This window comes from Stenotrophomonas maltophilia, from assembly GCF_002799245.1.
Classification (GTDB): Bacteria; Pseudomonadota; Gammaproteobacteria; order Xanthomonadales; family Xanthomonadaceae; genus Stenotrophomonas; species Stenotrophomonas maltophilia_S.
This window is the reverse complement of the sequence record NZ_NEQV01000002.1, coordinates 662,803-676,564: the sequence shown is the minus strand read 5'-3', so window position 1 is coordinate 676,564 and position 13,762 is coordinate 662,803. Positions and strand designations below refer to the sequence as shown.

Here is a 13,762-nt window from a genome sequence, read left to right as displayed (position 1 = left end):
GTTCGAACCATCTTTCGGTGGACGCCACGGTCCCCGCAGGATTTGGCACCTACGCAGACGCTTGCGCGCCTGCGGGCTGCCCCGGCTTCAAAGGGCCTGTCCCTCTGCCGGTCTCGATGGTGGAGCCACGATGCCACCCCTTTCCGGCACTGTCAATCCCTTCATGCGGATAAAGCGATGAATATTTTCAGGGCCACTATGCGAAGCCCGTACCGGTCGTCCCGTTCAGGATCGGGTACAGTCCCGGCGATCCTTTCCGCTGGAAACGCCGATGCCGCGCCTGCCCCTGTCCTGCCTGCTGTTGCCTCTGCTGGCGAGCGCAACCGCACACGCGGACGACTGGCGCCTGGGCTGGGGGCTGGTTCCCCCGCCCGCCCCGGCGACCCGCGCAGGCAGCGCCGAGGGCGCCGCCCCCATGGCGCGGCTGCGCCTGCAGCCGGTTGGCGGGCAATGGCAGGCCCGGATCGACAACGGGCTGGCGGGGCCGCTGCAGATCCAGCTGCGCGCCGCGCCGGGACACCCGGTCGAAGGCCTGCCGGTCGAGTCACTGATCCAGGGCGACAGCAGCCTGGTGGTCGGCCACCTGCCCGCCCCGACCGATGGCCGTGCGCTGGACCTGCGCCTGCAGTCGGTGCCGGGCAACCCGGCCGCACAGGCCGAAGAGGTCGCCTATCGCCTGCCGTTCGATGCGGCCCGCCTGCGCGTGGACCAGGCGCCGCAGGGACGGTTCAGCCATGACGACGAGGAGAACCGCGACGCGGTCGACTTCGCACTGCCGGAGGGCACCCTGGTGCTGGCCGCGCGCGAGGGCACGGTGATGCAGATCCAGGATGGCTTCCGTGGCAACGGCCAGGACCGCGAACGCGATGGTGCCCGCGCCAACTTCATCCGCGTGCTGCACAGCGACGGCAGCATGGCCCTGTACGGCCACCTGCAGGCGGGCGGCATGCGCGTGCGTCGCGGCCAGGCAGTAGGCGCCGGGCAACCGATCGGCCTGTCCGGCAACAGTGGCTACAGCAGTGCGCCGCACTTGCACTTCGTGGTGCAGGTCAACCGCGGCATGGGCCTGCGCTCGGTGCCGGTGCGCATCTTCGCCGAGCAGGGCCAGCTGCAGTTCGCCCGCCAGGGCGAGGCCGACGGCGGTACCGGGCGCTGACCGGCCCCGGCCGGTATAATCGGGCGCTTATCTCTTTGAAAAGCGCCCCGGGCGGGCGCCACTGCCATGTCCGAAGTCGCCAACGAAGCGTCGCGTCGCCGCACCTTCGCCATCATTTCCCACCCTGACGCCGGCAAGACCACGCTGACCGAAAAGCTGCTGCTGTTCGGAGGCGCGATCCAGATGGCCGGTTCGGTCAAGGGCCGCAAGGCCGCCCGCCATGCCACCTCCGACTGGATGGCACTGGAAAAGGAGCGCGGCATCTCCGTCACCTCGTCGGTGATGCAGTTCCCGTACGAAGGCAAGATCGTCAACCTGCTCGACACCCCCGGCCACGCCGACTTCGGCGAGGACACCTACCGCGTGCTGACCGCGGTGGACTCGGCGCTGATGGTGATCGACGTGGCCAAGGGCGTGGAAGAGCGCACCATCAAGCTGATGGAAGTGTGCCGCCTGCGCGACACCCCGATCATGACCTTCATCAACAAGCTCGACCGCGAGGGCAAGGACCCGATCGAGCTGCTGGATGAAGTGGAAACCGTGCTCGGCATCCAGTGCGCGCCGGTGACCTGGCCGATCGGCATGGGCCAGCGCCTGAAGGGCGTGGTCCACCTGCTGACCGGCGAAGTGCACCTGTACGAACCGGGCCGCAACTTCACCCGCCAGGACTCGACCATCTTCCCGTCCATCGATGCGCCCGGCCTGGCCGAGAAGATCGGTGCACAGATGCTGGCCGACCTGCGCGACGAACTGGAACTGGTGCAGGGCGCCAGCCATCCGTTCGACCTGCAGGCCTACCGCGAGGGCAAGCAGACCCCGGTGTTCTTCGGCTCGGGCGTGAACAACTTCGGCGTGCAGCCGCTGCTGGACTTCTTCGTCGAGCATGCGCCATCGCCGCAGGCGCGCTCCACCACCGGCCGCGAGATCGCCCCGGAAGAAAACAAGCTGACCGGCTTCGTGTTCAAGATCCAGGCCAACATGGACCCGCAGCACCGCGACCGCGTAGCGTTCATGCGGGTCTGCTCGGGCCGTTTCAGCGCCGGCATGAAGACCTTCCACGTGCGTACCGGCAAGGAAATGAAACTGGCCAACGCGCTGACCTTCATGGCCAGCGACCGTGAGATCGCCGCCGAGGCCTGGCCGGGCGATGTGATCGGCATCCACAACCACGGCACCATCTCCATCGGCGACACCTTCACCGAAGGCGAAGCGGTGACCTTCACCGGCATCCCCAACTTCGCCCCGGAACTGTTCCGCCGCGCACGCCTGCGCGATCCGCTCAAGCTCAAGCAGCTGCAGAAGGGCCTTGCCCAGCTGTCCGAGGAAGGTGCGACCCAGTTCTTCCGCCCGCTGACCAGCAACGACCTGATCCTGGGTGCGGTCGGTGTGCTGCAGTTCGACGTGGCCGCCTACCGCCTGAAGGACGAGTACGGCGTGGAAGCCACCTTCGAGCCGGTCAGCGTCACCACCGCGCGTTGGGTCCACTGCAGCAACGAGAAGAAGCTGGAAGAGTTCCGCGAGAAGAACGCGTTGAACCTGGCGCTGGATGCCGCCGGGCACCTGGTCTACCTGGCGCCGACCCGGGTCAACCTGCAGCTGGCCCAGGAACGCTCACCGGATGTGCGTTTCTCGGCGACCCGCGAAGCGGCGCACACCGTTTCGGTGGGCTGATGCCACGGGGTCGGATCCCTTTCCACGGGAAAGGGCTCTGACCCCAGTGATCCGGACAGGGTCGGGTTCCTTTCCACGGGAAAGGGCTCTGACCCCAGCGATCCGGACAGGGTCGGATCCCTTTCCGCGGGAAAGGGCTCTGACCCCTGCAGTGACCCCTGCAGTGCCGGGCGCCCATCCACGCATGGCGTGGATCTACCGATCGCGGATACATCGGCGCAACGCAGGGATTCACCCACCATACGGTGACGGGCGTGCACATGGCGCCCATCGCGGCGATGATAGGGGGGTGCGGGTCCCCCTCCCCGCGAACGATGCCTACGTCATGTCCACGACTTCCGTTGCTTCGATCCGCGAAGAAATCGCCAGCGCCCTGACCCACGGCCTCGGCGCGGTGTTTGCGCTGGGTGCCGGCGCGGTGCTGATCACCCTGGCCGCGATCTACAGCGATGGCTGGCAGCTGGCCGGCGCCATCGTGTTCGGCATCGCGCTGCTGCTGCTGTACACCGCCTCCACCCTCTACCACGCCATCCAGCACCCGGTCGCCAAGGGCCGGCTCAAGGTCTTCGACCACTGCGCGATCTACGTGCTGATCGCCGGCACCTACACCCCATTCACCCTGATCGGCCTGCGCGGCCCGTGGGGCTGGGGCCTGTTCGCCGCGATCTGGACCCTGGCCCTGGCCGGCGTGGTGTTCAAGCTGTTCTACACCGGCCGCTTCAAGCGCCTGTCCACCGCCATCTACGTTGCCATGGGCTGGCTGGTGATCGTGGCGGTCAAGCCGATGCTGGCCTCGATCGACGGCTGGACGCTGGGCTGGCTGCTGGCCGGCGGCCTGTCGTACACGCTGGGCACCTATTTCTACCACCGCGAATCGATCCCCTATTCGCATGCCATCTGGCACCTGTTCGTGATCGGTGGCAGCGTCTGCCACTTCGTCGCAGTCACCATGCAGGTGCTGTAACACCTGCCCGCACGCGGCTTCTGCACGCCGCGCACATGGACGCTTCGCGCCCCGTCCACGAAGAGGGGGCAACCATGGCAGCGTGAATGCTGCCGCCTCCCCTGCTGCACAGCGCACGTCCCGCTGGCGCCTCCGCCGCCCCGGCCCGCGAGGCCGGCGTTGGCTGACCCTTCTGACCTTCCTGCTGGCGGCGATCCTGGTCCTGATCGCACTGTGGGACTGGAACTGGTTCAAGGGCCCGGTCGAGCGCGCGGTGCAGGCCCGCACCGGCCGTGCACTGCACATCGGCCACCTGGATGTCGACCTCGGCCGCACCAGTACGATCCGTGCCGATGCGATCACCTTCGCCAATGCAGGCTGGGCGAAGCAGCCGGACATGGCCAGTGCCGACCGCGTCGAGATCGACGTGCGGGTCTGGCCCCTGCTGCGCGGCAGCGTGCAGCTGCCCGAAGTGCGCCTGACCCGGCCGGACGTGCTGCTGGAAACCGCCCCACGCAAGGGCGACCCGGGCAACTGGGATTTCCTCGGTGACAGCGCTGGCGGGGCCAGCCCCCAGCTCAAGCGGCTGCGCATCGACGACGGCCGCCTGCAGTTCCTCGACGCACTCGGCCGCACCGATATCCGCGTGGACGTGCGCAGCGGGCAGCCGAAGCAGGCCGATGCCGCGCCACCGCTGCTGGTGCAGGGCAAGGGACACTGGCAGGGCAATCCGTTCACCCTGCGCGGCGGCACTGAATCACCGCTGGAGCTGACCGACAGCGACCACCCGTTCCGCATCCACCTCGAAGGTCGCGCCGGCGCCACCCATGCCGAAGCCAGCGGCACATTGACCAACCCATTCCAGCTGCGCGTGTTCGACGTGCAGTTCGCGCTCAGCGGCCAGGACCTCGCCGATCTCTACCCCTTGCTCGGCATCGCCATCCCGCCGTCCCCGCCCTATGCGTTGAACGGCCGCCTCAAGCGTGACCACAACCTCTGGCGCTACGAGACCTTCACCGGCAAGGTCGGCGACAGCGACCTCGGCGGCAACCTGCAGTTCGAAGTGGGCGGCGCGCGCCCGCGACTGACCGCCACGCTGGAATCCAGACGCCTGGACTTCGATGACCTGGCCGGCTTCGTCGGTGCGCCACCGAAGACCGGCGGCGGCGAAACCGCCAACGCGGAACAGAAGGCCGAGGCGGCACGGGTGGCCGCTCGTCCGCGCGTGCTTCCGGACACGCCCTACAACCTCGGCAAGCTGCGTGCGATGGATGCCGACGTGCGCTGGAAGGCCCACCGCATCAACGCGCCATCATTGCCATTGGACGACATGGATGCACACCTGCTGCTGGATGACGGTGTGCTGCGGCTGGACCCGCTGAACTTCGGCGTCGCGGGCGGCGATATCCGCAGCACCATCCGCATGGACGCGCGCCAGGCGCAGATCAGCACTGCGCTGAAGGCCAGCGTGCGCGGCGTGCAGCTCGGCCAGTTGTTCCCCGACGCCAAGCTGGCCGAACAGGCCAAGGGCGGCATCGGCGGCGAGGTGGACCTGAGTGGCCGCGGCAACTCGATCGCCGCGATGCTCGGCAGCAGCAACGGCAAGGTCGGCCTGGCAATGGGCCGTGGCCATGTCGGCAACCTGGTGATGGAGCTGGCCGGCCTGGACATCACCGAGTCGCTGAAATTCCTGGTGACCGGCGACAAGCAGATCCCCCTGCGCTGCGCCTTCGCCGACTTCGGTGTGCGCGACGGCCTGATGACCAGCCAGGCACTGGCGGTGGATACCACCGACACGATCATCATCGGCGAAGGCACGGTCAGCCTGCGCGACGAGTCCCTGGACCTGCTGCTGAAGCCACGCCCGAAAGACAAGAGCATCCTGGTGCTGCGCTCGCCACTGCACATCGCCGGCACGTTCAAGGACCCGTCGTTCCGCCCTGACTTCAAGGCGCTGGGCATCCGCGGCGCGGTGGCCCTGGCACTGGGCAGCATCGCCCCGCCGGCGGCATTGCTGGCGACCATTGAACTGGGCCCGGGCAAGGATGCCGACTGCGGCGGGCAGTATGCGAAGTAGAAGCGTTCGTTCGCGGCGCCTCAATTGATCGTGGTTTGAGGGGGACGGGTGACGCAGGCAGGACACGCCGCAAGTACGTCCCCGTAGGCTCAATGGCGCCATCCATGGCGCCAACGGTCCTGCCTGCGTCACCCGTCCCCCTCCCGACAGTTTCCTGCGCGCGCGGAACGAGAGCGGAAATTCAAAGTCAAAAGAAAAAAGCAAAGTCAAAAGCTGTGCCAACCAAGGTTGGCCGCTACCAGAGGCGAGGCACCGCGCACGTACGCACCGCGCTCGCAGGAACGTGTCCCGAGGTGGAGGGTGCGGCTCTCAGCTCCGGCTCTGGCTTCGCAAAGCGGGCCGGCGGGCCGCAGGCCCGCCAGCGACACCCTCAGCCGGCGACGATGTACTGCTGCAGCTGGTCCAGCTCACGCCGCTGCGCATCGATCACCGACTTCACCAGGTCCCCAATGGAGATCACGCCCAGCACCTGTGCGCCCTCCACCACCGGCAGATGGCGGATGCGGTAATCGGTCACCAGCTGCAGGCAATGCTCCACCTGCTCGCCGGGCGCCACCGTCACCACCTGCGCTGTCATGATCTCCGCCACCGCCGTATCACGCGAGGAACGATCACGCAGCACGATCTTGCGCGCGTAATCACGCTCGGACAGGATGCCGACCAGCCGCGGCCCGTCCATCACCAGCACCGCACCGATGCCCTTTTCCGCCATCAACCGGATCGCATCGATCACCGCCGCATCCGGCGCGACCGCATGTACTTCAGGAGACTTGCCGTCCAACAGTTGCCGTACCGTCGTCATCTGCCTGCCCTCCGAGGGTGGGTTGCAGGGCCGAGTCTGCCACGGCGGATGCTAGCCAGGCGTCAACCAGATACAACGGCCGCTGCTTGGACTCCTCGTACAGCCGCCCCAGATACTCGCCGATCAGGCCAAGTGCGATCAGCTGCACGCCGCCCAGGAACAGGATGACCGCCATCATCGTCGGCCAGCCGGCCACCCGGTCGCCATACAGCGCTGCCTTTACGATGACCCACAGGCCGAACACGAAAGCGACCGCCGCAGTCGCCAGCCCCAGATAGGTCGCCGCCCGCAACGGTACGGTGGAAAAGCCGGTAATGCCCTCCAGCGCGAAATTCCACAGCCGCCACAGGCTGAATTTGCTGGTGCCGGCCACGCGCGCGTGGCGGTGGTAGGGCACGGCGATCCGCTTGAATCCCACCCAGCTGAAAAGCCCCTTCATGAAGCGGTGGCGCTCGCGCATCGCGCGCAGGGCGCTCAGCGCGCGCGGTGACAGCAGGCGGAAATCGCCGGTATCGGCCGGGATCGGTGTCCGCGACAGGCGGCCCATCACCCGATAGAACATCGCGGCCGTGGCGCGCTTGATCCAGGCCTCGCCATCGCGGGCCATGCGCGTGCCGTAGACATTGTCATGGCCCTCGCGCCAGCGCGCGACGAACTGGGGCACCAGCTCCGGCGGGTCCTGGCCGTCGGCGTCGAGGATCATCGCCGCACCCTCGTGCACCAGGTCCAGGCCCGCGGTCAGCGCCGCTTCCTTGCCGAAGTTGCGCGACAGCTTCAGCGCCGACACGCGTGCATCGGCCTGGGCCAGCCCGGCGATCACGTCCCAGGTGCGGTCATGACTGCCGTCATCCACATAGAGGATGTGACCGTCGATGTCGGGCATGCCGTCGAGCACCGCGCACAGCCGCGGGTGCAGCAGCGGCAGTGCCAGGGCCTCGTTGTAGGCGGCGATGACAAAGGTGAGCCGTTCGCGGGTCATGCCCGGATTGTACGTTGCCGGCGCACGCACGGCCCGTTGCCCGCCAGCCACACCGCGCCTGCCTCAGTCCTCCGACAGATAGGACGCGCCCCCCAGCTGGCGCGCCTGGCGCTGGATCCATGCCGCACGCCGCTGCACATACGGCCCTGGTTTTGCCGCGTTGTAGCGTCGCGGTGCCGGCAGCACGGCGGCCAGGCGCGCGCTCTCGGCCGGGCTCAGCCGGGCAGCGTCCTTGCCCCAGAACGTCTGCGCCGCCGCCTGCGCGCCGTACACACCGTCACCGAACTCGGCGATGTTGGCGTACATCTCCAGGATGCGCTCCTTCGGCCACAGCGCCTCGATCAGCACCGTGTACCAGACCTCCAGGCCCTTGCGGATCCAGCTGCGGCCCTGCCACAGGAACAGGTTCTTGGCCACCTGCTGGCTGATCGTGCTGGCGCCGCGCAGGCGCCCGCCCCTGGCGTTGTGGTCGCGGGCCTTTTCGATGGCCTGCAGATCGAAGCCATTGTGGTCGGGGAAGCGCTGGTCCTCGGCCGCCACCAGCGAGATCGGCAGGCTCGGGGCCATCTGGTCGAGATCGCGCCACTGGTAATGCAGCCGGTAGGACCAGTCGGCCTCGCCCAGCGCCTCGCCATAGCGCCACAGCATCACTGTGGACACGGGCGGATCGATGAACCGCAGCACCAGTACCTGCAGGCAGCTGAAGGCGGCCAGCAGCACCGGCAGCCACAGCAGCCGCTTCCAGCGCCAGCGTCGCCAGCGCGGCGCGGCCACCACCGCCTCTACCTTGTGCTGCTCTCCCGCTGCCCCCATTACTGGTGCATCCTTCTTATGCCTGGTTGTCGGCGCATTATCCGGCAACCGCCCTCGTTTACGCGCGATGTGAGCCGATGACCGCCAACTCCGATTCCCTGATCCGTTTCCTGCTCCCCGACGCCGGCGTCCGCGGTGTGCATGTGCACCTGCAGGCCACCTGGCAGGAAATCCTGTCCCACGCCGCATACCCGGATGCCGCTGCCGAGCTGCTCGGCGAGGCCTGTGTCGCCTCTGCACTGTTCACCGGCCACACCAAGATCGACGGCCGCCTGTCCGTGCAGCTGCGCAGCAGCACTGCCCTGCGCACCCTGTTCGCCGAATGCACCGCAGGCGGCACCCTGCGCGGCATTGCCCAGCTCAGCGAGGGCGCCGACGCGCCGCGTGACCTGTCCAGCCTCGGCGATGACGCCATCCTCGCCATCACCATCGAGAACCCCGGCCTGGACCCGCGCGAGCCGCAGCGCTACCAGAGCCTGGTCGCGCTGACTGCACCGGAACTGGACGAGGCCTTCGAGGACTACTTCCGCCAGTCGGAGCAGCTGCCGACCCGCCTGCTGCTGGCGGCCGACCGCAATGGCGCCGCCGGCCTGCTGCTGCAGAAGCTGCCGGGCGACGAAGGCGACGAGGATGGCTGGGCCCGCGCCAGCGCCCTGTTCGAGACCCTGGGCAAGGCCGAGCTGCTGGCGACCCCGGCCGAGCAGCTGCTGCACCGCCTGTTCCACGAGGAGCGGCCGGAACTGCTGGGCGGCAAGCCGCTGTCCTTCGCCTGCTCGTGCTCGCGCGAACGGGTCGCCGGCATGCTGCAGTCACTGGGGGAAGAGGAAGCCCGTGCAGCCGCCGAGGACACCGGCGCCGTCGAGGTGCGTTGCGAATTCTGCGGGCGCGAGTATCACTTTCCATTGACGGAGTTCGGCATACTGTTCCACGGCGCCCAGGGGGCTGTACCGGCGCCTGAACGACTTCAGTAAACGGCAGTCTTGTACCTGGGGAGGATCAAGGCTTGTTAAGAATTCATAAACACCCTAGGATCAAGTTCCCGTCCCCACGGGAACTTCCGTTGTCCGTCCCTGTCTGAACTGGTCCGATGCGTACCTACCTGCGTCTACCGCTGGCCCTGCTGATCGCCCTTGGCGCGATCACGGGCGTGCATGCGCAGAGCAAGGACACCCGCACCGTGCTGCCGGTATGGAACAAGGGCAGTGGCAAGGTCGAGGCGCTGCTGTACCTGGAGCCGACCGGTGAACAGGCAGCCGGCGCCCGCTGGCATTTCGGCCGCAATTCGCTGGATGCGGCCTTTGGCCTGTCCTCCGGCGATTCGCTGGGCCTGCTCTGCAACAGCAGCAGCGGTACCAGCATCAGCGGCCTGGCCAGTCATTGCATGCTGGCCAGCCTGGGCGACGAGGATGATCTGAACAGCCGTCGTTTCAGCGGTACCGCCGCGCTGAACCGCGGCAACAGCCGCCTGGGCATCACCGCCGGCACCGGCCGTGAAACCCTGCCTGCCTGGTTGTCGGGCCCGAACAAGACGCCCTCGCTGCGCGCCGAGCAGAACGATCTGACCGTATTCGCGCAGAAGAACATCGGCCGCGAAGGCTTCGTCTCCATTGCCGGTACCTACGCCAAGGCGCGCCTGGTTCCGCTGGCTGACGCCTCGCCGGCCATCGTCGATCGCTGGGACAGCAAGAGCCTGAGCATCGGCGCCGGTTACGGCAACTTCACCGGCAGCATCATCGGCCGCGTGGTCGACGTCCCGGGCAAGCCCGGCAAGTGGGAAGGCCTGGGCATCGGCCTGACCTGGCGTACCCCGTGGTCCGGCCAGCTCACCGTCGGCGCTGAGAATGTGATCAGCCGCGGCAAGAATCCGTTCTCCCCGCGCAATGAAAGCAACGACGACGGCACCGTGCCGTATGTGCGTTACGAACAGGATCTCTGATCCAGGAAGGCGGGTTCAGCTGGATATTCGCAAAGGCGCCGAAAGGCGCCTTTTGCATATGCGTGCCTGCCACGCACCGGCAGAACCGCCATTACCGTCCGGATGATGAAACAGAGCGCATCGACATAGTGAGATACATATCAATCGAAACTTTTTTCATCATTCTGAGTTAACAAACGAGGCATGACAACATTGAGATATCAGCAAGCCATTGATTTCAATGGATAAGGCCTGTTTTTACCAAAATCACAGATTTGATTAACACAGCTTTAATTCTTGGCGAACGCCCGCTACTATCGGTTCAGCCTCGCGATTTGGGAGCGCTTTTTCGCTCCCCCGCCGGGCATTAACCCCAGCCAAGATTTCTTGGAGAGAGAGAGCCAATGAAACTCAAGTCCAGCCAGCTGCGTGACGCAGTTGTAATCGCGCTTGTCGCCGGTGCCACCACCGCGACGGCCCACGCCCAGGAAGCCACCAACCTCGACCGTATCGAGGTCACCGGTTCGCGCATCCGTCAGGTCGATACCGAAACCGCCCAGCCCGTTCTGAGCATCAGCCGTGCTTCGATCGAGAAGAGCGGCTTCAAGACGGTTGCCGACGTCCTGCAGAACATCTCTGCCGCCGGCAGCCCGGCCATCAGCCGTTCCGAGCCGCTGTCCTCCGGTGAAGCCGTCGGTGGCTTCTACATCGATCTGCGCAACCTCGGTGCCGAGCGCACCCTGGTGCTGGTTGACGGCAAGCGCCTCGGCGCCAGCGTCAGCGGCCTGCAGGACGTGTCGCAGATTCCGTCGTCCATCGTCGAACGCATCGACGTGCTGAAGGACGGTGCCTCGTCGATCTACGGCTCCGACGCGATTGCCGGCGTGATCAACATCATCACCCGCAAGAACTTCCAGGGCCTGGAAGCCAATGCCTACGTCGGCCAGTACGGCGAAGGCGATGGCCAGAAGAGCAGCTTCGACTTCGTGGCCGGCTTCACCGGTGATCGTGGTTCGGTCACCATCGGCGCCGAATACGCCGAAGAAAAGGCCGTCTGGGCCAAGGATCGCTGGTTCAGCAAGTCGCAGCGCACGGATCGCCACCCGGACCGCGGCTGGACCTCGGTCAGCCAGTGGGGCGCGATCTATGACGTCAATGATCCGAATGCGCCGTTGCTGACGCTGAACCGTGGCGGGAATCCGTTCGATCCGAACGCCTATCACGAGACCGACCTCACCCCGATCACCGGTGACGTCAGCAACTCCAACGAGCAGATGCACCTGCTGACGCCGACCAAGCGTCGCTCGGTGTTCGCAAACGTGCAGTACGACCTGACCGACAACATCCGCTTCGTCTCCGACCTGCTGTACACCCGTCGCGAGTCGCAGGCCCAGGTCGCCGGTTATCCGCTGCAGTCGGCCGACTACGAGCGCCAGCTGGGTACCGTGCTCTCGCAGGACAGCTACTACAACCCGTTCGGCACCGACATGGGCTTCATCCGCCGTGGCTGGGAAGTGCCGCGTCTGTCAACCAACAAGCTGACCACCTTCCGCTTCACTGGCGCCCTGCAGGGCAGCTTCCAGTTCAATGACAAGTACTTCGACTGGGAAGCCGGCTACATCTACCAGAATTCGGAGAACCTGCAGACCCAGACCGGCAACTACAACATGCTGGCGGTCACCCAGGCCACCGGTGCGTCGTTCCTCAACCCGGCCACCGGCCGCGTCGAGTGCGGCACAGCCGCCGGCCTGGCCGCAGGCACCAACCCGATCTATGGCCCGGGCCCGGGCGGCTGCATTCCGTGGAATCCGGCCATTCCGTACGGACGTACCGGCGACGGCGGCCTGACCGGCAATCCTGCCCTGCAGCAGTTCCTGTTCCCGACCACCAAGAACACCGGTGAAGTCACCACCAAGACCTACTACGCGAACATCGCCGGCAGCCTGTTCACCCTGCCCGCCGGCGACCTGGGCTTCGCACTGGGTTACGAGTACCGCGAAGACAAGGGCACCTACGTTCCGGATGCGCTGTCGCAGTCGGGCTACTCGACCGATCTGGCCGCCGGCCCGACCGGTGGTGGCTACAACGTCAACGAAGTCTATCTGGAGCTGAACGTTCCGATCCTGGCTGACCTGCCGGGTGCCAAGGAACTGAGCTTCAACGCCGCATCGCGCTACTCGAAGTACAACACCTTCGGCAACACCACCAACAACAAGTTCGGCCTGAAGTGGAAGCCGATCGACCAGCTGCTGGTGCGTGCAACCTACGCCGAAGGCTTCCGCGCGCCGACCATCGACAACCTGTACGGCGGCAGCTCGCAGACCTTCGCCTACTTCACCGATCCGTGCGATACCGATTTCGGTCTGGCTGCCAGCGATCCGGCCACCGCCCAGCGTTGCGCCGCCGCCCTGGGCGCACTGGCCCCGAATTTCCGCCAGCTGAAGCAGGGTTACGTCCCGGCGGAAGGCCAGGATGAGCAGAGCCCGGTGCCGTTCAACGCCGTCTCCAACCCGAACCTGACTCCGGAAAAGTCCAAGTCCAAGACGGTTGGCCTGGTGTGGAGCCCGACCTTCGCCCAGGGCCTGAACATGAGCCTGGACTGGTGGAACATCAAGATCACCAACACCATCGTCACCGACGATCCGACCACCCAGCTCAACGACTGCTACGTGCTCGGCATCGCCGACCGCTGCAACTCGTTCACCCGCGACGCAACCCGCGGCATCGTGACGAACCTGACGTACGCACCGCGTAATGCCGGTTACCAGGAAACCGAAGGCTTCGACTTCGATGTGGCCTATCGCTTCGAAACCAGCAGCTGGGGCAGCTTCAACGCCAACCTGCAGAACACCTACGTCAGCAAGAACGTGCTGAAGACCACCAATGCCGAGTCGGTTCCGGTGTCGGTGCTCAATGGCTTCAGCAGCAACTTCCGCCTGCGTTCGAACCTGGTGCTGGGCTGGGAATACGGCGATTGGGGCATCACCTGGGGTACCCGTTACTTCTCCAGCGTGAAGGAACAGTGCTACTTCTCGACCGAGTGCAGCCTGCCTGACTTCGGCTCGCCGGATCCGGCACGCAACCAGCCGATGAACCGCCGTGGCGCCACCACCTTCCACGACGTCCAGGTCTCCTGGAACGCACCGTGGAATGCAACCATCGCCGTGGGCGCGCGTAACGTGTTCGACCATTACGGCCCGCAGATGTACTCGGCGCCGAACTCGCAGTACTCCTACTACGGTGGTTACGACATCGGTCGCTTCATGTACATGCAGTACAAGCAGAAGTTCTGATCGGCAGCCTGATCAGCTGATGCAGCAACGGCCCCGCAAGGGGCCGTTGTTCTTTGCGCCGCATGGAGACAATTGGCCAGCGCACAACAAAAAAGGCCGCGGTGTCGCCGCGG

Annotated in this window: 10 protein-coding genes and 1 riboswitch; of the genes, 7 read left to right on the top strand and 3 right to left on the bottom strand. The window is 66.2% G+C overall.

The window, feature by feature from the left end; all coding sequences use genetic code 11:
• Positions 1-4: 4 nt before the first annotated feature.
• Positions 5-123, bottom strand: a riboswitch (SAM riboswitch).
• Between the two features lie 148 nt (positions 124-271).
• The 4 genes from B9Y64_RS08945 (at position 272) to B9Y64_RS08930 (ending at position 5,847) form a co-directional block, all read left to right on the top strand.
• A complete protein-coding gene (locus B9Y64_RS08945; RefSeq protein WP_100440378.1) occupies positions 272-1,156 on the top strand; it encodes a M23 family metallopeptidase in 885 nt (294 codons plus the stop codon).
• A gap of 66 nt (positions 1,157-1,222) precedes the next feature.
• Complete coding sequence (locus tag B9Y64_RS08940; protein WP_100440377.1) at positions 1,223-2,827, top strand: peptide chain release factor 3; 1,605 nt, start codon at positions 1,223-1,225, stop codon at positions 2,825-2,827.
• A 325-nt stretch (positions 2,828-3,152) separates the two neighbouring features.
• Entirely contained in the window at positions 3,153-3,791 is a 639-nt protein-coding gene (gene trhA, locus B9Y64_RS08935) for a PAQR family membrane homeostasis protein TrhA (RefSeq protein ID WP_014038156.1), read from the top strand.
• Between the two features lie 82 nt (positions 3,792-3,873).
• Complete coding sequence (locus tag B9Y64_RS08930; protein WP_100440376.1) at positions 3,874-5,847, top strand: AsmA family protein; 1,974 nt, start codon at positions 3,874-3,876, stop codon at positions 5,845-5,847.
• 370 nt (positions 5,848-6,217) lie between these two features.
• Here B9Y64_RS08930 and B9Y64_RS08925 read toward each other — a convergent pair whose 3' ends face one another.
• From B9Y64_RS08925 to mtgA, 3 genes are all read right to left on the bottom strand, one after another.
• On the bottom strand, positions 6,218-6,649 hold the full coding sequence (locus tag B9Y64_RS08925; RefSeq protein ID WP_088026824.1) for a CBS domain-containing protein: 432 nt from the start codon (positions 6,647-6,649) through the stop codon (positions 6,218-6,220).
• Positions 6,609-7,628, bottom strand: a complete 1,020-nt coding sequence (locus B9Y64_RS08920) for a glycosyltransferase family 2 protein (protein WP_100440701.1) — start codon at positions 7,626-7,628, stop codon at positions 6,609-6,611. Before B9Y64_RS08920 ends, B9Y64_RS08925 begins: the two co-directional genes overlap by 41 nt.
• 63 nt (positions 7,629-7,691) lie before the next feature.
• A complete protein-coding gene (gene mtgA / locus B9Y64_RS08915; protein WP_100440375.1) occupies positions 7,692-8,441 on the bottom strand; it encodes a monofunctional biosynthetic peptidoglycan transglycosylase in 750 nt (249 codons plus the stop codon).
• 77 nt (positions 8,442-8,518) lie between these two features.
• Here mtgA and B9Y64_RS08910 point away from each other — a divergent pair, with 77 nt between their 5' ends.
• The 3 genes from B9Y64_RS08910 (at position 8,519) to B9Y64_RS08900 (ending at position 13,649) form a co-directional block, all read left to right on the top strand.
• Entirely contained in the window at positions 8,519-9,412 is an 894-nt protein-coding gene (locus B9Y64_RS08910) for an Hsp33 family molecular chaperone HslO (RefSeq protein WP_100440374.1), read from the top strand.
• 116 nt (positions 9,413-9,528) lie between these two features.
• Positions 9,529-10,377 (top strand): hypothetical protein, encoded by an 849-nt coding sequence (locus tag B9Y64_RS08905; RefSeq protein ID WP_014038162.1) that lies wholly within the window; start codon positions 9,529-9,531, stop codon positions 10,375-10,377.
• A 383-nt stretch (positions 10,378-10,760) separates the two neighbouring features.
• On the top strand, positions 10,761-13,649 hold the full coding sequence (locus tag B9Y64_RS08900; RefSeq protein WP_100440373.1) for a TonB-dependent receptor domain-containing protein: 2,889 nt from the start codon (positions 10,761-10,763) through the stop codon (positions 13,647-13,649).
• Positions 13,650-13,762: the final 113 nt, after the last annotated feature.